Raw genomic sequence first — 16,936 nt, forward strand, 5'->3', positions numbered from 1 at the left:
CTCCCGGGCCGGCATTCAAGCCGCCTTCGACGGCCCCGGCACCGGCGGCACGCCCTTCAGCCACAGCCTCAGCGCCTCCCAGTGGATGCCTAGCGTCACCTTCAGCGTCGAGAAGGGCAGGGCGATCGCGGCGCGAAGAATTTCTCGATCCGTCAATGGCTTGCGTTCCCCGCTCATGGCCGTCGCGATCAACAGTCCGTCCGCGTCATATCCATCGATCTTCAGCGTCATCCGCTCCCCCGGCGGCCCGCCGGTGAACTCGTAGTCCATGTCCATCTTCATGAACGGCGACACATGCAGGCTCTTGTCGCACCCCTGCCTGAACCGCTCTCCGGGCGCGTCCGGCTCGACCGGCAGGACGTAGGACCGGCGCTCCCCGAAGGTGCTGGTCACCTCATAGACCATGGCCGCCAGCCGCCCGTCGGCCCCGTGGCAGTAATACAGGCTGATCGGGTTGAAGGCGTAGCCCAGCACGCGCGGCATCGTCAGTAGGCGGATCATTCCGCCATCCAGCGCCACGCCGACGGCCTCCAGCTTCGCCTCGATCTGCTGTCGCAGCGGCATTCCGGGCGTTTCGCCGTGGTCGGACGGTCGGAAGGAGAGCAGGTTGAACCGGCTCAGCGAGAACAGCCGCGTCCCCGCCGCCGCCTCGGCCAGCCGGTCGATATCCAGGAGCATCCAGAACACACGATAGCGGAACCGGTGCGCCTTCGGCCGCAGGCGGGCATGCGCGACCTCGCCCCTGTAAAGGCAGCCGGCCTCCGTCACGCGGCCAGCTCCTTGACCGCCTCCGCCGGGGTCAGATGGATGCGACCGCTCTCGTCCGCGACGCTCCAGGGCCGGCGCAGCCCGCCTAGCTGTTCTGCCACGGCGAGGCCGGATTGCAGCCCATCCTCATGGAATCCCGCGCCAAAATGCGCGCCGCAGAACCAGACGCCGCCCTGTCCCTGCAGGCTCCATAGCTGCTTCTGCGCCGCCACCGCCGCGTTGTCGAAGATCGGATGCTCATAGGTCTCGGTGCGCAGCAGGGTATCGGGCCGCGGCGGCCGCGGCGGGTTCAGGGTCACGAACAGATCCTGTCCGGGCAGGCCCTGCAGCTTGTTCATCCAGTAGCTGACGCACAACCCCTGTTCGGTGCCCATGTAGTTCCAGCTGGCCCAGGCCCGCCGCCGCTTCGGCATCAAGCCTTCGTCCGAGTGCAGAAGGGTCAGGTTGCGGCTGTACCTGAAGGCGCCCAGCAGGCGGCGTTCCTCCGCAGTCGGCTGATCCAGCATGGCCAGCGCCTGATCGGCGTGGGCGCCGATGACGACGTGATCGAACCGCTCGGCGCCGCCTTTGGCGTCATGCACGATCACGCCGTTGCCGGTGCGTTCCACCCGCATCACCGGTCGGGCGAGACGGACGCCGTTCAGCGACTGCGCCAGCTTCTGGACATAGACCCGGCTGCCGCCCTCGACTGTGCGCCACAGCGGCCGGCCGACGAACTTCAGCAGGCCGTGGTTGGCGCAGAAGCGGATGAAGGCCTCGGCCGGGTAGTCGTTCAGCGTATGCGCGGGTGACGACCAGATCGCCGCCGCCATCGGCAGCAGATGGTCGTTCCGGAACGCCTCGCCGAAGCCTTGCGAAGTCAGATAGTCGCCCAAGCTCATGTCCGGGTCGGTCATCTTGCCGATGTCCAGCGGCGCACGGCGATAGAAGCGCACCAGCTCGGCCAGCATCTTCCAGAAGCGCGGGCGGAAGATGTTGCGGCGCTGGGCGAACAGGGCGGGGGCGGCGTACTCGAACTTCCCGTCGTCCAGCGATACGGCGAAGGACATGTCCGTCTCGCGCGACGCCACGCCCAGGTGGTCGAACAGGGCGCACAGGTTCGGATAGGTCGCGGCGTTGAAGACGATGAAGCCGGTGTCCACCGCCACCTCGCCCTCGGTGGTCCGCGCGTCAACGGTGTTGGAATGCCCGCCCAGACGGTCCTCGCGCTCATACACCGTCACGCCGTGCCGCTGCCCGAGCAGCCAGGCGCACGACAGGGCCGATACGCCAGAACCCACCACGGCAATGCGAAGGCGGGACTGTTCAGAGGATGGGGGCATGCGGCTGTTCAACTCAGGCGACCTGGAGGTTTGGTCCTCCTGATACGCAGCGCAACGCAATCCGGATGACGAATGATCCGGATGGGGGCACAAGGCGTATCAGGTGCAATGCATGGCTCAGTCACAGCGTCCCCTGTCGGCTCGATGGTCCGCCCCGCTCGCATGAGTTCAGGGCGTGAGGATCTTGATCGGCTCATCGTCGCGATCGCTGTCGATCGCGACCGCGAGGCCTTTGCGGCGCTGTTCGCCCACTTCGCGCCACGGCTGAAGGCCTATCTGATGCGCTCCGGCGCGACCGATGCGGCGGCCGAGGAGTTCGCCCAGGACGCCATGCTGACGGTCTGGCGCAAGGCCGACCTGTTCGACGGCGCCCGCGCCGGGGCCGCGACCTGGATCTTCACCATCGCCCGTAACCGCCGCCTCGACGCCCTGCGCCGCGAGGCCCGCGCGCCCCAGCTGGAGCTGGCCCCGAGGCCGGAAGACCCCGAGCGCCCGGACCAGTTGCTTGAAGGCGCCGAAGACGCTGAGCGCGTCCGGCACGCCATGAAATCCCTGAACCCGGACCAAGCGGAGGTCCTCCGCCTGTCCTTCTTCCTCGACCAACCTCACTCGGAAATCGCCGAACGCCTGGGCCTGCCCCTCGGCACGGTGAAATCCCGCATCCGGAAAGCCATGATCAAGCTGCGCGTCATTCTTCAGCCGTCCAGCGGGGAGGGCCTCGCATGACTCTTCGCCACTCTCCATCAGAGGAACGACTGCTGGCCTATGTCGCCGGGACCCTGAGCCCGCCGGAGGCCGTGGTTGTCGCCACCCATCTGGCCATGCGGCCGGACGCCGATCGTTGGGTCAAGCGGCTGCAGCAGGTCGGCGGTCAGGTGCTGGACGATCTGGAGCCCGCTTCGATGGGGGGCGACGCCCTGAGTCGCACGCTCGCCCGCATCGACGTGGACGCCGGTGAGGCTGTCGCGCCGCCGCCGCTGAACGACATGCCGGAGCTGCCCGAGCCGCTGCGTCGTCTGCCGCTGGGCAAGTGGCGCTGGGCCGGGCCGGGGGTCGAGGTGCGCCACATCGAGGCGCCGCGCGAAGGAGCGACCCGCCTCATCCTGCTGCGTATCGCGCCCGGCCAGTCCACGCCGAAGCACACCCACGAGGGCGCGGAACTGACCTGCGTCATCTCCGGCGCTTACGCCACCGACGAGGTGCGCTACGAGGCCGGCGACTTCGAGGAGGCGGACGAGGATGTCCTGCACCAGCCTCGTGTGGTCTCGAAGGAGCCCTGTCTCTGCGTCGCCGCCCTCGATGGCGAGATTCAGCTGGGCGGCTGGATGCGGGTCTTCCAGCCGTTCGTGAAGCTGTAGGGCCTCAGGCCGGTACGGCTTGACGATCCCGCTCGAGGAAAGCCAGCACATCCGCCGGCGTCGTCCGCGTCTGCCGCGTGTGGGGATAGGCGTGGGCCGTGCGCGGTTTGCGGTCGAACCAGATCTCGTCGACGACCTCGGCCGGGCGCGTGGCGGCCAGCCAGTCGATAGTGTCCGCGCCCTCGGCGTCGTTGCGGAGGATCGGCGCGAGGATGCGCCGGAACTTCGGCAGGGAGGTCTTCACCCCTGCCGTATCGGCCCAGCCGGGATGGACCGCATAGGTCTTCGCCCCTACGTCCGCGAAGGCCGTCCGCCAGTGATCCGCCAGCGCGACCTGCGCCCGCTTGTGCGCGGCATAGGCGGCGAAGCCGTTGAACTTCTCGGGCGGGATATTCAGCATCGATTTGGTCAGGGGCAGATTGTAGAGGCCGCCCGAGACGACGTTGATCACGGCCGCGCCCGATGCGAGGCGGCCCAGCTCATGCAGCCGCTCCGTCAGGATGTAGTGGCCCAGCAGGTTGGTGGCGTAGGACGTCTCGAACCCTTCGGCGGTCGCCTGATACTCGCGCATCAGCAGGCCGACGTTGTTGACCAGCACGTCGATGGGGGCACCGCCCAGTTCATCGCTGGCGGCCATTGCGTTGACCGCCGCCATCGACGACAGGTCGCACCGGATCGGAACGAACGTGCCCGGCGCGCCTGCCGCCTCGGCCTCAAGAGACGCCAGCGCGGCGGGGTTTCGACCGACAGCCAGCACACGCGCACCCTTGCGCACGCCCTTCAGCGCCGCGGCGCGGCCCAGCCCGCCCGTTGCGCCGGTCACCAGCCAGGTCTGGCCTGAGTAGTCCGCCTTCACCGGCTTGAAGGGGAGCCCGCGCGCGATGTAGCCGACACGGGTGAAGGACGGCGCGAAACGGCCATAGAAATTCATTGATTTCACAAGGGCTTGGAACCAAGGCGGCTCTGCCATCCGTCATCTCCCCAACGCGATGAGTCCGAAACTTGCGTAAACATACTAGTGATCGGGCGTGGCTTGGCAACAGGCTTGCGTTTCTGGACTTTCAGAGTATCGCTGGAGGTTCGATGGGGGCGGGGAGTGCGGCATGAGCAGACCGATCCGGGTCATCCAGTGGGCCACGGGCTCTATGGGAAAGGCCTGTCTGAGGGCCGTTCTGGACGACCCGCGCTTCAAGCTGGTCGGCCTGTTCGTCTATGGCGACGCCAAGGCCGGCCGGGACGCGGGAGAGATCGCCCGCCGCCCGGAAACAGGCGTGAAGGCGACGCGTGACAAGGCCGAGATCCTCGCGCTCGAAGCCGATGTGGTGTTGCACTGTCCGATGCTGTCAGCGCCGTACGACGGTCATGACGCGGACGTCCGGGACCTGCTGGAGGCCGGCAAGAACGTCATCTCGATCAACAACTACTTCGAGCCGCGCGCGCTGGGCGACGTATTCGCCGAACAGATGACCGCCAGCGCCATCAAGGGCGGCGTGACCTTGGCCGGGACCGGCGTGAACCCGGGCTGGGTGGCCGAGCGGATGGCGGCCAACGCGGTCGCACTGTGCCTCGAGCATCGCAACATCGCGACCCGGGAAATCATTGATTGCACGTCGGTTCCCAATCCCGACTACGTGTTCGGCGCGCTGGGCTTCGGAGCGTCTCCGGATCAGGTCGATCTGAAGTCAGGGCCTCTGGCGCAGACCTTCGACGCCATGTTCGCCCAGAGCGTGGAGGGGTTGGCCCAGCGCATCGGTCTGACGCTCGATGGCTATGAGTCGGACCACCAGCTGCGGCTGGCGGGGCACGACCTCGCTGTGGCGGCCGGCGAGATCGCCAAGGGGACGGTCGCGGCCACGACCTGGCGCGTCCACGGCGTCGTGAACGGCCAGCGCCGCATCACCCATGAGGTCAACTGGATCATGGATCCGACCGACCCGGCCTTTGCCGGCAAGCCGCATTGGGAGGTCGAGATCGATGGTCTGCCGGGGCTGAAGATGGCGATGGATCTGGTGGACACGGCCCCTGACGGCGTGCGCACCAAGCCCGAGCAGTTCGCCGTCGCCGCCATGGTCCGTGAGGCCATTCCGCGGGTGGTTGCCGCATCGCCGGGCCTGCTGCGGCTCTGACTTCATCGACTTGCCCGTTAACGCAAGTCATGTCACTTTCAATCAAAGACTAAAAAGAACGACCGGAGGATACAGGATGGCGGACCGCGACCCCGAGGTTCAGGCGCTGCTCGACAAGAAGGCGATCGAGGAGGTGCTGCTGCTCTTCTTGCGTGGCTGCGATCGCGGTGATCCGGAACTGGTGGAACGCACCTACTGGCCCGACGGCTGGGAAGACCACGGCGGCACCTTCAACGGCCCGGCGTCGGAGTGGGTGGCGGTCGTCAAGGAGCGGCTGCCCAAGGCCGGCCTGATGAACCATCTGGCGATGAACATGGTCGTGGAGCTGAAGAGCGCCACCACGGCGACCGCCGAATGCTACATCCTCACCGCCTCGCGCCTGAAGGTGAAGGGCGAGCTGTTCGACACCCGCACCCTGGCTCGCTGCGTCGACCAGATGGAAAAGCGCGGGAACGAATGGCGGATCCTGCGCCGCACCATGTGCTGGGAATGGAACGAGGAGCACGAGATCTCGGAAACCTGGGCGCGCGGAGCGATCACCAACGATCCCTCCCTGTTGCGTCGGGGCGCGAAGAAGCCCGACGACATCATCTACACCGCAGCCTGAGGTCGCCGTCATGGAGGTTCAGGGCTGTGTCGCCATCGTCACCGGCGCCAATCGCGGCATCGGTGAAGCCTTCGTCCGCGTACTGATCGAGGAAGGGGCGGCCAAGGTCTACGCTGGCGCGCGCGACCCGGCCTCGGCGCGCCATCTGGAAGAGCAGTTCCCCGGCAAGGTCCAGGCGATCGCCCTGGACGTCACCGACCACGGGCAGATCGCGGCAGCGGCCGCAGCTTGTCCCGACGTGTCCGTGGTGGTGAACAACGCCGGCGCCTTCCACAACGAACTCCTCATCGGCGCGGCGGACATGTCGGCCGCGCGCAACGAGATGGAGGTCAACTATTTCGGCCCGCTGGCCATGGCTCGGGCCTTCGCGCCGGTGCTGAAATCGAATGGCGGCGGAGCGATCCTGAACGTCCTGTCGGTCGGCGGCATTCTCGCCGCGCCGAACATGGGCGGGTACAGCCCGTCCAAATTCGCCATGCGCGCCGCCGGGACCTGCATTCGCGCCGAGCTGGCGGGGCAGGGGACGACGGTCACCTCGCTGATCGTCGGCTCGGTCGACACCCGCATGGCCGCCCATGTGAAGGGCGCCAAGGAAGCGCCCGAGGATGTCGCTCGCGCCGCCATGCGCGGCATCACCCGCGGCACGGACGAAATCGATACCGACCGCTTCGCCATCGAGATGCGCGCCGCCAAGGCCCGCGATCCCAAGGGGCTGGAGCGACAGATGGCCAAGGCCGTCCACGTCAAGGAACCATCGACCGGGCGCTAGGCGTCGAGGTCACACAAGGGGGAGGAAGACCATGCCGCCAATCCAGGAGATCGCGACCATACTCGGGGTGAACCTCGGGATCTGCATCGCGTCCTTCGTCATCCTCTGGGCCATCGGTTGCGCCATCAAGGATGTCACCTTCGTCGATGCCTGGTGGGCGCTGGGGTTGGCCTTCATGGCCGTGACGACCTTCTTTCAGGCCGAGGGCTCGGCGGAGCGGATGCAGTTGCTGCTGGTCCTCTCCGGGCTCTGGGGCCTTCGACTGGGCCTGTACATCCTCTGGCGCTGGCGCTCTCACGGGCCCGACCGCCGCTATGTGAAGATGCTGAGCCGGGCACAGGAGGCCAAGGGCTGGAGCTATCCGGTTGCCGCCTGGCGCCTCGTCTTCATGTTCCAGGCCCCCATCCTTTGGGTCGTCAGCATGCCGGTTCAACTAGGCCAGATGTCCGCCACGCCGGTCGCCATCGGCACGCTGGGCTGGATCGGCGCCGGGCTGGTGGTCTTCGGTATCCTGTTCGAGAGCCTGGCCGACTTCCAGCTGGTGCGGTTCAAGGCGAACAAGGCCAACGAGGGCAAGGTCCTGTCGAGCGGCCTGTGGCGCTACACTCGTCACCCCAACTATTTCGGCGATCTGTGCGTCTGGTTCGGCCTGTGGGCCATTGCGGCGGAGACGGGCACGCTCGGCATCGTCTCGATCGTCGGCCCGCTGCTGCTGGTGGTGATGTTCGTGAAATACAGCGGCGGCCCGTCGTACGAGAAGCGTCTGACCTATCAACGGCCGGGATATGCTGATTACATCGCCCGGACGAGTTCCCTTGTTCCCTGGCCGCCCAAGCCGGCGGGGAAGGCAGCCCCGGAGGTCGTGTGAAGCGTCCGTCCAACCCTCGCACCATGTCCACCCCGGGGATCGGGGAGATGATCCCCCGGGCCATGGGCGCGCTTCTGGATATCCATGCGGCGCGCGATCCGGATCGCCCGGCCCTGACGTTCGAGGGGAAGACCCTGACCCGGCGCGAGCTGGCGTCGCGGGTGAACCGGCGAGCAAGGGTGCTACAGAAGGCGGGGGTGACGGCCGGCGACTTCGTTGGCATCGCCCTGCCGAACAGCCCGGCCTTCCTCGAGCTGGCCTTCGCGACCTGGGCGCTGGGCGCCACGCCGGCCCCGCTGTCGCACAAGCTGCCGGCGGTCGAGCTGGTGGGCATTCTCGACCTTCTGAAGCCCCGGCTGGTGGTCATCAACGAGGCGGCGAAGGCGGGTGACTGGCCGGCGCTGGCGGAATTGGAAACCTTCGACTCGGCCGAGGACGACAGCCCTTTGCCCGAGAAGGTCGCGCCGCACCTGAAGGCCATCGCCTCGGGCGGCAGCACCGGCCGGCCCAAGGTCATCGTCGACATGGCGCCGGGGGTGGCTGACCCGGACAAGCCGCTGCTGGGCATGCTGCCTGACGATGTGCTGATGAACCCGGGGCCGCTCTATCACGCGGCGCCCTTCGGCATGACCTGCTTCGCCATGGGCTGGGGCCTGCACGTCGTGCTGATGCCCCGCTTCGACGCCGAGGAGGCCCTGCGCCTGATCGACGAGACGAAGGTGCGCTGGCTGTTCCAGGTGCCGACCATGATGCACCGCATCTGGTCCCTGCCGGACGAGGTGAAGGCGAAATACGACGTCTCGTCGCTGGACGCCGTCATGCACATCGCCGCGCCGTGTCCGCCGTGGCTGAAGCAGGCCTGGATCGACTGGGTCGGCGCCGAGACGGTGTGGGAGCTCTACACCGGCACCGAGGCCATGGGCGGCACCGGCATCAACGGCGTGCAGTGGCTGCAGAAGCCCGGCTCTGTCGGCCGCATCCTGCCCGGCTACGAGATGCAGGTGCTGCGGCCGGACGGCGCGCCCTGCGACGTCGATGAGGTCGGCGAGATCTTCTTCCGGCCGCTGCGAGGGCAGGGGACGACCTACCGGTATCTCGGCGCCGAGCCGAAGGCGGTGGGGGAGTTCGAGACTCTGGGCGACATGGGGCGGGTGGACGCCGACGGCTATCTGTTCCTCGCTGACCGTCGCGTGGACATGATCCTGTCGGGCGGGGCCAACGTCTATCCGGCCGAGGTCGAGGCGGCGATCGATGCCTATCCGGGCGTGCTGTGCAGCGTGGTCATCGGCCTGCCGGACGCCGATCTGGGGCAGCGCATCCATGCCATCGTCGAGACTCCGGACGGCGTGGTGGACGAGGCTGGGCTGGCGGCCTTCCTCGCCGAGCGGATCGCCCGCTACAAGCAGCCGCGCAGCTTCGAGGCCACGACCGAGCGCCTGCGCGACGACGCCGGCAAGGTGCGTCGCAGTGCGCTGAGGGCGGAGCGGGTCGAGGCCTGAGGCCTCAACCCGTCGCCGCCGGGTCCTTCATCTGGAAATAGTCGCGCCAGGCGACGATCCGGCCGTCCGGGCCGAACTCGATGATGCCCATATAGGGGTGGGACACCTTCACACCGTCGGCGTTGACGTAATCCTCGCGGCCTTCGGTCAGGACCTGGGTATCGTTCTGCGCCCAGTTCGTCAGCACCCACTCGGTGTCCGAGTGGTTAGCCCAGTAGCGGCTGATGAATTTGTCGACCCACTCCACCCCGATCAGGGGTCGGGTGCCGACATGGTAGTGGTACTCGATCGCGGGGTCGAAGAAGGCGAGGAAGGCGGGCTTGTCGCGCGTCTTCGACACTTCCATCAGCGCCCGCAGACGCTCGATCGGAGCCGTCACGCCGAGGCCGCCTGCGCGGTTTCGGGCTTGGCCGGGGCGTGCACCTGCGAGGTGTCATAGTAGTCGCGCATGCGGCGGATCAGGCCGTCGCGGATCTCGAAGATCTGGACGAAAGGATTGTCCATCTTCACGCCAGTCGAACGGTCAACCAGCACCTCCATGCCCTCGACGAACAGGATGTCGTCGTTTTCGGCGATGTGCACGATACGCCACTCCTGCTGGTCGAAACCGGCTTCGTAGTTCGAGAGGAATTTCCGCATCTTGTCCTTGCCGATGGCCGGACGTTTGGTCGGGTGCCAGTGGTATTCGATGTCGTCGGACAGGGTGGCGATGAAGCCCTCGACGTCACGACGTTTCCACGCCGCCATCATCGCCTCGACCACCTTCATCTTCTCGCTCATGGCATCCTCCCGTTCGTATCGTTGATCGAACGCTAGGATGATAAGTTTGTTTATGCAAGCGACCTGAGTGACGCTTTCAAACGCGGACTTTCACGCTTGGGTGATCAAGTGATCGTGTGGCCCTTGCCAGGTTTCAGCAGCACATCGGCCATGGTCAGGGGCTGCTTGCAGCAGCTGCAGGACACTCGACTGTTCAGCGCCGCGCCGCACTTGTGCCGGATACGCACCGGCGGCCCCGCCTTGTCCTTCAGCCAGGTCTCCGCCCAAGCCAGCATGGTCAGGGCGTGCGGATACAGATCCAGCCCCTTCTTGGTCAGCCGGTACTCGTAGCGGGGCGGGGTGATCTCGTAGAGGCGACGCTCGAAGATGCCGGACTGCTCCAGCGTGCGCAGGCGATCCGTCAGGATGTTGGACGCGATGCCCAGCATGTTCTGCATCTCGTCGAAGCGATGGATGCCGAAATACTGGACGCTGACGACAAGCCCGGTCCAGCGGTCGCCTAGCAGGTCTACGACCTCTAGCGTGGGCGAGGCATCGGTCGGCTGGCGGCGGCGGTGCATCCGCTGCGTCGGAAGCTTTTCCATGCCCTGACCCGGGCCGGGCACGAAGCTGCAGCTGTGCAGGGTCATGGGCTCGCCGCAGTCGCCGCACAGCACCTCGGGCAGCATGGGCTTGCCACAGGTCTGGTGAATGAAGACGGTGGGAGCCCGACGGCCCGCCACGCCCCAGCGCACGCCCCAGCCCCACATCAGGATCATGCTGTCGAACAGATCCAGCCCGCGCTTCGTCAGGTGATAGGCCATCCGCGCGGCGTCGTCCTTGAACGGCCGCTTCTCGAGGATGCCGTTGCGCTCCAGCGCCTGCAGGCGGCTGGACAGAGTGCTGCGCGCGCCGCCCAGCCGTTCGTGGAACTCCTCGAACCGGGTCGCGCCCAAGAAGGCTTCCTGAACGACCAGCAGGCTCCAGCGATCGCCCAGCGCGTTCAGCGCGCGGTTGAGCGAACTCTTCGGAACCAAACGGGTTTTCGGCGCGCCCTGTGAAGCCATCGCCTGTCTTTGCGACCTCGCCGAACGAGATTCAAGCGGTTGTGAGTTTCTGCCGACGTACAACCAGACCGGCGGCCTCGCGATCGAAGGTCTCCGGCGTCACGCCCTCGGCCCTCAGACCTGTCTTCTGGATCTTGTTCGTGGGCGTCTTGGGAAGCTCGGCCTCGACCCTCACATAGCGGGGCACCATGAAGTGGGTCATGCGCGGGATCAGGTACTCGACCAGTTCCTTCGGATCGATCGTCGCGCCCGGCACGGGGGCCACGGCGACCATCACCTCCTGCTCGCCGCCCGGCAGATCGACGCCATAGGCGGCCGCCTCGCGCACCGCCGGATGGCCACAGACCTCGATCTCGATCTCCAGCGAGGACATGTTCTCGCCGCGCCTACGGATCGCGTCCTTCTTGCGGTCGATGAAGAAGAAGCAGCCTTCCTCGTCCCGCCGCATCAGATCGCCGGTGTGGAACCAGCCGTTGCGCCACGCGGCGGCCGTGGCCTCCGGATCGCCCAGATAACCGTGGCTCAGCGTCCAGGGATTGTCCGCGCGGATCACCAGTTCGCCCGGCTCGCCATGCGGGACCTCGTTGTCGAAAGCGTCGACGATCCGGCACTCCATTCCTTCTCGCGCGCGTCCGCAGCTGCGCATCACCGTCTCGTTCACCGCGCAGATCAGCGGGCCGGAGACCTCGGTCATGTTGAAGCCGGAGATGTAGTCGAACCCGAACCGGTCGGCGAGAGCGACCGTGTCTTCGGTGATCGGCGCGAGGGTGACCATCCGAAGGGGATTGTCCCTGTCGTCAGCCTTCGGCGGCTCCTTCATCAGGAAGGCTGTCAGGGCGCCGATCAAGCCGCTGCAGACGGTCGATTCCGTCTCGCGGATCACGTCCCAGAAGCGCCGGGTGTCGAAGGCTTCGAACAGGGCGACGGAGCCGCCACACGCTACAGCGGCGGTAATCGCCGCGATGCCGCCGACGTGGAACATCGGCAGGTTGACCAGCATCCGGTCGTCGCCGTGCATGTAGCCGTAGGTGACCTTGCCGGTGGTCCATTCCTGCACATAGGAGGTCATCACCGCCTTCGACGGCCCGGTAGTGCCGGAGGTGAAGATGACGACCGGCATGTCCCACGGGTCGGAGTCGACCTTTACATAGGCCGGGGCGTCACCGGCCAGTGTCGAAGCGGGCAGAATGCGGACGCCGAGGTCGATGGGGCCTTTGGCTTCACCTGTGAGGATCAGGGTCTCGACGGCACCGAGGGACAGTCCCTGCAGGCGCTCGACCAGATCCGGATGCACGATCAGGATCTTCGCCTGACATTTGGCGATTGCGTGCTCCAGCAGCTTGCCGCGGAAGCTGGTGTTGATCGGGGCCAGGGCCGCGCCGGCGTAGTTGGCGCCGAACCACGAGCGAACCAGCGCGGCGGAGTTGGGCGCCCAGGCCGCGACGATGTCGGCCTTCCTGACGCCCAGAGCCTGCAAGGCCGCCGCTGTCTCGCGCGCCTTTGTTCGGGTCGCCGACCAGCTCCAGGTTTCGCCCGTCTCATACCGGATGAAGGTCTTGTCGGGCGTCTCGGCCGCAAACCGGTCGATCAGGCGCGGAATGACGCATTCGTCGGCCGTAGGCGGCTTCGGATCGAACCACGGGAGCTTCAGACCGCTCACTGGTGACCTCCTTGCCATTCCTCGGCCTCGTCCACGCTGGCGCGGAAGTGGGGCAGGGTCTTGATCAGGATCAGGGTGGCGACGGTGATGCAGACGCCGCTGACGATGGCCAGCGACAGGCCGATCTTCTGCGAGCCGCCCAGCAGGGTGTCGCTGATCGCCGCCACGATGGTCGGGCCGCCCGCCAGGGAGATCAGGTTGCCGATCAGGAAGTAGATGGCGGTGACCTGCGCCCGGAACTGGTTCGGCGCGACCGACTGCAGCGAGGTGGCAGGCAGGCTGTTCATGACGCCCGCGAAGAAGCTGAAGCCCGCCAGCGAGGCGATGGTCAGATTGACGTCGGCGAACAGGGGCGTCGCGATGGCGAAGGGAATACAGCCGATCAGGCCGATGATCGCGGCATAGAGCGGCGCATCCTTGCGGCCACGCGCCGACAGCCAGTCGCTGAGCCAGCCGCCGACCAGAACGCCGGGCGTGGCGGCCAGCAGCAGCACGGCCCCGTAGGTGAAGCCGACCTGCGACGCCGTCCACTCATGTTGACGGATCAGGACCGCGGGGATCCATGCGAGGTAGGAAATGCCCGCGATGCCGAAGATCGAGAAGCCCATGATCATGGCGTAAAAGGTCTTCTTCCGCGCCCACATGAACTTCAGCACGCCGGCGTTCTTGTCCGCCTTCACGAGGCCGTGCCTGGGTGGCTCGCGAACGATCAGGAACAGGGCGGCGATCAGCAGGCCGGGCAGGCCGACCAGCACGAAGGTCTGCTGCCATGGCGCCAGTTCGCCGACGAAGGGCAGGGTGAGGGAGCCGTGCCGGGCGATCATGTCGATCACGCCGCCACCGATCATCAGCGCCAGTCCCGCGCCGATGTACGGGCCCATGGAATAGACCGCGAGCGCTCGCGCCCGCATGCGGGGCGGGAAGTAGTCCGAAATCATGGAGTAGGCCGCCGGGGACAGGGCCGCCTCGCCGATACCGACGCCGACCCGCGCCGCGAACAGGGCCCAGAAGCTGTTGGCCAGGCCGCAGGCGACCGTCATCACGCTCCACACGACGATGCCGACGAAGATGATCATCCGCCGGCTGCCGCGATCCGCCAGCCGCGCCAGAGGGACGCCCATCAGGGTGTAGAACAGCGAGAAGGCCAGTCCGGCCAGCAGGCTGAACTCGGTGTCACTGATTCCCAGGTCCGCGCGGATCGGCTCGACCAGCAGGCTCAGGATCTGCCGGTCGATGAAGCTCGAGGTGTAGGCGATCATCAGCGCCGCCACCGCAAACCAGCCCCAAGCGGGGTGCGGCCATATCCGCGGCTGGACGGGCGTCTGCTGGACGGGCGGGGCAGGGGTCGTCAGGTCGGTCATGGGCCGTCAGTCCGCTCGGATCAATCTCAAGGTGAAAGTGAGACGGACGGTCGCGGGAGTCGGAAATGACGAGTTTGTGAGAGCGCTCCTCCGATCGCGGCCGGTCATCCCGCTGCTGGCGGGGCATCCGAACTCCGACGAGAGGTCGTGATCACATAACATACGAAAAATACGTTCTAATTTCCTGCCCGTGAGCCGACTGAACCCGTTCTCGGAAGAGGTGTGAGCCCGTTCCGGCAGGTCCTTATGTCCGCCATGTCGCACTCAAGCACGGAAGTTGGTCTGATTACAAAAGCTATTTGACAGTCTCAATACGCAAGTTACACCTAGTGACGAAGCACCTCGGCTAAACGGGGGCTCATGGGAGGATAAGGCGTGAACATTCGAGGTTCGATCAGCGTATCCGCATTGCTCCTGGCCGCATCGCTGACCGCGACCCCGGCCTTTGCGCAGCAAGCACCGGCCGGGGCTCCGCAGGAGGAAACCAGCCGCATCGACGACGTCATCGTCACGGCCACCAAACGCGAGGAGCGACTGATCGAGGTTCCGGTCGCCGTCACCGCGATCGGCGCCGAGCAGCTCCAGAACTCCGGCGTTTCGGATATCCGCGAGCTGACGGGTCTAGCCCCCAGCGTGCAGTTCCAGACGCCCGGCGGCGGCGCCGACTCGTCCATCCGCATCCGCGGTATCGGCACGACCTCGACCAATCCGGGCCTCGAGTCCTCGGTCGGCGTGGTGATCGACGGCGTGACCCGCGCCCGGACGGGTGTCGCCCTGTCGGAGCTGGGCGATCTCGAGCGCATCGAGGTTCTGCGTGGACCGCAAGGCACCCTGTTCGGCCGCAACACCTCGTCGGGCCTGATCAACATCGTCACCCGCGCCCCCAGCTTCTCGGGCATCGACGGACGCCTTGAGGGTACCTACGGCGCCTTCTCGAACATGCGGGTCGCCGGCGCGATCAATGTGCCGCTGTCGGACAACGCCGCGGTGCGTGTCGAGGCCAGCTCTGAAACGCGTGACGGCTTCTATCCTGACGCCAACAGCCAGGAGACGATGGACAACCTCGACCGGCAGTTCGTCCGCGCCAAGCTGCGTTACGAGCCGTCGGAAAATCTCAGCTGGCTGTTCAGCGCCGACTATACGCAGCGCGAAGAGAACTGCTGCATCGCGGTGCTGGCCATCGCCGGGCCGACCTATGGTCTGGTCAACAGCCTGTCCGCCGCGCGCGGCAACGTTGGTTACACCTCGACCAATCCGTTCGACCGTCAGGCGTCCAAGACGCGTGGACGGGTCAACTCCGAGAACATCGACGACTGGGGCTTCTCGGCCCAGGCGGACTGGGATCTCGGCTGGGCCAGCCTGACCTCGGTGACTGCCTATCGCAGCTGGGAAGCCTCTCGCTCGCAGGACTTCGACCATTCGGGCGCGGATCTGGGCTTCTTCGCTCCGGACGGCCTGCATCAGAACTTCGACGTCTTCACTCAGGAGTTCCGCCTGCAGGGCACGACGGGCCGGCTCGACTGGCTGGTCGGCGCCTACTACTCGGACGAGGACGTCCGCAACGACTCCGCCTATCGCATGGGCGCCGACTACCCGCTGATCTACGGCGGCGCGGCGACGTTCCAGGCCACCACTCTGGCGGCCTTCACGCCGGGCGACGGCGCGCGGGGTGTGGGCGAGCAGAGCGGGCAGGACATCTCGTTCTTCACCCACAACATCTTCAATGTAACCGACGCCCTCAGCGTCACGGCCGGCCTGCGCTGGACCCAGAACAAGAAGTCGATCGACTTCTGGGGCGAGAACTTCAACCCGGCCTGCGACAGCGCCCGAGCCACCGGCGATGCTCCCGGCGTCACCCGCTTCTGCGCGCCCTTCTGGGATACGCGGATGAACCCGGCGGGCGATACGGACTCGCGAACCGAGGACGCCATAACCGGCACCTTCAATATCGCCTACCAATTCGCGCCCAACATCAACGGCTATGTGTCGTACTCGCGTGGCTACAAGTCGGGCGGCTATAACTTCGACCGCGCCGGCTTCACCACGCCTGCGACGCCAAACGCCCGCGATCTGGCCTTCTCGGAAGAGACGGTGGACGCCTATGAGATCGGCCTGAAGACCGAGTTCTTCGACCGTCGCCTGATCGCCAACCTGGCGGCCTACAAGCAGACGTTCGAGGGCTTCCAGCTGATCGAGTACACCGGCGTGAACTTCGTCGTGCGCAGCCTCGCCGAGGCCGTCTCGGAAGGCGTCGAGCTGGAAGTGACCTGGCGTCCGCTGGACGGCCTGACGATCACCAACGGCCTCAGCTACACCGACGCCTACTATCCGAACGACCCGGGCAACTCGACCTACTCGGGCCGCGAGATGGAGCAGTCGCCAGACTGGGTGAACGTGAGCTCGGTGACCTACGAGTTCCCGATCTCCGGCGACCTGTACGGCGTGGCCTACATCGACAACCGCTACAGCTCGGAGTTCTTCACCGGCGGGTTCGACCCGAACCGCGTGCAGGGCAGCTTCTCGGTCGCCAACGCGCGCTTCTCGCTGCGCAACGAGGGCGGCGACTGGGCGGTGGACCTGTGGGCCCGCAACGTCTTCGACAAGGACTACTATCGCCGCGTGATCCCGGCCACGTTCCAGGCTGGCAGCTACTCGGCCTTCCTCGGCGATCCCCGCACCTACGGGATCACCCTTCGTCGCAACTTCTGATCCCTCACGAGGCTGCGATCTCCTGACAACTGGCCCCGCCGAGCGATCGGCGGGGCCTTTTCT

Annotated in this window: 16 protein-coding genes; 8 read left to right on the forward strand and 8 right to left on the reverse strand. The window is 66.5% G+C overall.

The window, feature by feature from the left end; translation table 11 throughout:
* Positions 1-15 precede the first annotated feature (15 nt).
* Complete coding sequence (locus ABDZ95_RS13985; protein ID WP_343794577.1) at positions 16-768, reverse strand: DUF1365 domain-containing protein; 753 nt, start codon at positions 766-768, stop codon at positions 16-18.
* Complete coding sequence (locus ABDZ95_RS13990; protein WP_343794578.1) at positions 765-2,090, reverse strand: NAD(P)/FAD-dependent oxidoreductase; 1,326 nt, start codon at positions 2,088-2,090, stop codon at positions 765-767. Before ABDZ95_RS13990 ends, ABDZ95_RS13985 begins: the two co-directional genes overlap by 4 nt.
* A 162-nt stretch (positions 2,091-2,252) precedes the next feature.
* On the opposite strand from ABDZ95_RS13990, the gene ABDZ95_RS13995 reads away from it, so the two are divergent.
* Both ABDZ95_RS13995 and chrR read left to right on the forward strand, forming a co-directional pair.
* Positions 2,253-2,816, forward strand: coding sequence for a sigma-70 family RNA polymerase sigma factor (locus ABDZ95_RS13995; RefSeq protein ID WP_343794579.1), 564 nt, complete (start codon positions 2,253-2,255; stop codon positions 2,814-2,816).
* The gene (gene chrR, locus ABDZ95_RS14000) at positions 2,813-3,448 is read left to right on the forward strand and encodes a cadmium/peroxide/UV radiation responsive anti-sigma factor ChrR (protein WP_343794580.1); all 636 of its coding nucleotides are present in this window, start codon (positions 2,813-2,815) and stop codon (positions 3,446-3,448) included. The genes ABDZ95_RS13995 and chrR overlap by 4 nt, the downstream gene beginning before the upstream one ends.
* Positions 3,449-3,452: 4 nt before the next feature.
* Here the strand turns inward: chrR and ABDZ95_RS14005 are convergent, their stop codons facing one another.
* Positions 3,453-4,418, reverse strand: a complete 966-nt coding sequence (locus ABDZ95_RS14005; protein ID WP_343794581.1) for an SDR family NAD(P)-dependent oxidoreductase — start codon at positions 4,416-4,418, stop codon at positions 3,453-3,455.
* 133 nt (positions 4,419-4,551) lie between these two features.
* Between ABDZ95_RS14005 and ABDZ95_RS14010 the strand changes: the two genes are divergently transcribed.
* The 5 genes from ABDZ95_RS14010 to ABDZ95_RS14030 all read left to right on the forward strand — a co-directional run bounded on the left by ABDZ95_RS14010 (position 4,552) and on the right by ABDZ95_RS14030 (position 9,317).
* Positions 4,552-5,574: an NAD(P)H-dependent amine dehydrogenase family protein gene (locus ABDZ95_RS14010; RefSeq protein ID WP_343794582.1), complete on the forward strand. Its 1,023-nt coding sequence runs from the start codon at positions 4,552-4,554 to the stop codon at positions 5,572-5,574.
* 76 nt (positions 5,575-5,650) lie between these two features.
* Positions 5,651-6,181 carry a nuclear transport factor 2 family protein gene (locus tag ABDZ95_RS14015; RefSeq protein ID WP_343794583.1) on the forward strand — a complete coding sequence of 177 codons (531 nt, stop codon included), beginning with the start codon at positions 5,651-5,653 and terminating at the stop codon, positions 6,179-6,181.
* A 10-nt stretch (positions 6,182-6,191) separates the two neighbouring features.
* A complete protein-coding gene (locus ABDZ95_RS14020; protein ID WP_343794584.1) occupies positions 6,192-6,950 on the forward strand; it encodes an SDR family oxidoreductase in 759 nt (252 codons plus the stop codon).
* Positions 6,951-6,981: 31 nt separating this feature from the next.
* Positions 6,982-7,818 carry a DUF1295 domain-containing protein gene (locus ABDZ95_RS14025; RefSeq protein WP_343794585.1) on the forward strand — a complete coding sequence of 279 codons (837 nt, stop codon included), beginning with the start codon at positions 6,982-6,984 and terminating at the stop codon, positions 7,816-7,818.
* A gap of 47 nt (positions 7,819-7,865) precedes the next feature.
* Positions 7,866-9,317, forward strand: coding sequence for an AMP-binding protein (locus ABDZ95_RS14030; RefSeq protein ID WP_343794586.1), 1,452 nt, complete (start codon positions 7,866-7,868; stop codon positions 9,315-9,317).
* A 4-nt stretch (positions 9,318-9,321) separates the two neighbouring features.
* On the opposite strand, the gene ABDZ95_RS14035 is transcribed toward ABDZ95_RS14030, so the two are convergent.
* The 5 genes from ABDZ95_RS14035 to ABDZ95_RS14055 all read right to left on the reverse strand — a co-directional run bounded on the left by ABDZ95_RS14035 (position 9,322) and on the right by ABDZ95_RS14055 (position 14,164).
* The gene (locus tag ABDZ95_RS14035) at positions 9,322-9,696 is read right to left on the reverse strand and encodes a nuclear transport factor 2 family protein (RefSeq protein WP_343794587.1); all 375 of its coding nucleotides are present in this window, start codon (positions 9,694-9,696) and stop codon (positions 9,322-9,324) included.
* Complete coding sequence (locus ABDZ95_RS14040) at positions 9,693-10,097, reverse strand: nuclear transport factor 2 family protein (protein ID WP_343794588.1); 405 nt, start codon at positions 10,095-10,097, stop codon at positions 9,693-9,695. The genes ABDZ95_RS14035 and ABDZ95_RS14040 overlap by 4 nt, the downstream gene beginning before the upstream one ends.
* 104 nt (positions 10,098-10,201) lie before the next feature.
* Entirely contained in the window at positions 10,202-11,143 is a 942-nt protein-coding gene (locus ABDZ95_RS14045; protein ID WP_343794589.1) for a winged helix-turn-helix transcriptional regulator, read from the reverse strand.
* 31 nt (positions 11,144-11,174) lie between these two features.
* Positions 11,175-12,803, reverse strand: coding sequence for an AMP-binding protein (locus tag ABDZ95_RS14050; RefSeq protein ID WP_343794590.1), 1,629 nt, complete (start codon positions 12,801-12,803; stop codon positions 11,175-11,177).
* Entirely contained in the window at positions 12,800-14,164 is a 1,365-nt protein-coding gene (locus tag ABDZ95_RS14055; RefSeq protein ID WP_343794591.1) for a spinster family MFS transporter, read from the reverse strand. The genes ABDZ95_RS14050 and ABDZ95_RS14055 overlap by 4 nt, the downstream gene beginning before the upstream one ends.
* Before the next feature lie 375 nt (positions 14,165-14,539).
* Here ABDZ95_RS14055 and ABDZ95_RS14060 point away from each other — a divergent pair, with 375 nt between their 5' ends.
* Positions 14,540-16,873: a TonB-dependent receptor gene (locus ABDZ95_RS14060; protein ID WP_343794592.1), complete on the forward strand. Its 2,334-nt coding sequence runs from the start codon at positions 14,540-14,542 to the stop codon at positions 16,871-16,873.
* The last annotated feature ends 63 nt before the right edge of the window (positions 16,874-16,936 follow it).

This window comes from Brevundimonas kwangchunensis (assembly GCF_039523815.1).
GTDB classification, from domain to species: domain Bacteria; phylum Pseudomonadota; class Alphaproteobacteria; order Caulobacterales; family Caulobacteraceae; genus Brevundimonas; species Brevundimonas kwangchunensis.

Excerpts from the sequence above, each read along its gene's own strand:
- ABDZ95_RS14055 (WP_343794591.1), bottom strand. The coding sequence starts at position 14,164 with ATGACCGACCTGACGACCCCTGCCCCGCCCGTCCAGCAGACGCCCGTC.
- ABDZ95_RS14020 (WP_343794584.1), top strand. The coding sequence starts at position 6,192 with ATGGAGGTTCAGGGCTGTGTCGCCATCGTCACCGGCGCCAATCGCGGC.
- ABDZ95_RS13995 (WP_343794579.1), top strand. The coding sequence starts at position 2,253 with ATGAGTTCAGGGCGTGAGGATCTTGATCGGCTCATCGTCGCGATCGCT.
- ABDZ95_RS13990 (WP_343794578.1), bottom strand. The coding sequence starts at position 2,090 with ATGCCCCCATCCTCTGAACAGTCCCGCCTTCGCATTGCCGTGGTGGGT.
- ABDZ95_RS14025 (WP_343794585.1), top strand. The coding sequence starts at position 6,982 with ATGCCGCCAATCCAGGAGATCGCGACCATACTCGGGGTGAACCTCGGG.
- chrR (WP_343794580.1), top strand. The coding sequence starts at position 2,813 with ATGACTCTTCGCCACTCTCCATCAGAGGAACGACTGCTGGCCTATGTC.
- ABDZ95_RS14040 (WP_343794588.1), bottom strand. The coding sequence starts at position 10,097 with ATGAGCGAGAAGATGAAGGTGGTCGAGGCGATGATGGCGGCGTGGAAA.
- ABDZ95_RS14015 (WP_343794583.1), top strand. The coding sequence starts at position 5,651 with ATGGCGGACCGCGACCCCGAGGTTCAGGCGCTGCTCGACAAGAAGGCG.
- ABDZ95_RS14045 (WP_343794589.1), bottom strand. The coding sequence starts at position 11,143 with ATGGCTTCACAGGGCGCGCCGAAAACCCGTTTGGTTCCGAAGAGTTCG.
- ABDZ95_RS14010 (WP_343794582.1), top strand. The coding sequence starts at position 4,552 with ATGAGCAGACCGATCCGGGTCATCCAGTGGGCCACGGGCTCTATGGGA.
- ABDZ95_RS14005 (WP_343794581.1), bottom strand. The coding sequence starts at position 4,418 with ATGGCAGAGCCGCCTTGGTTCCAAGCCCTTGTGAAATCAATGAATTTC.
- ABDZ95_RS14030 (WP_343794586.1), top strand. The coding sequence starts at position 7,866 with ATGATCCCCCGGGCCATGGGCGCGCTTCTGGATATCCATGCGGCGCGC.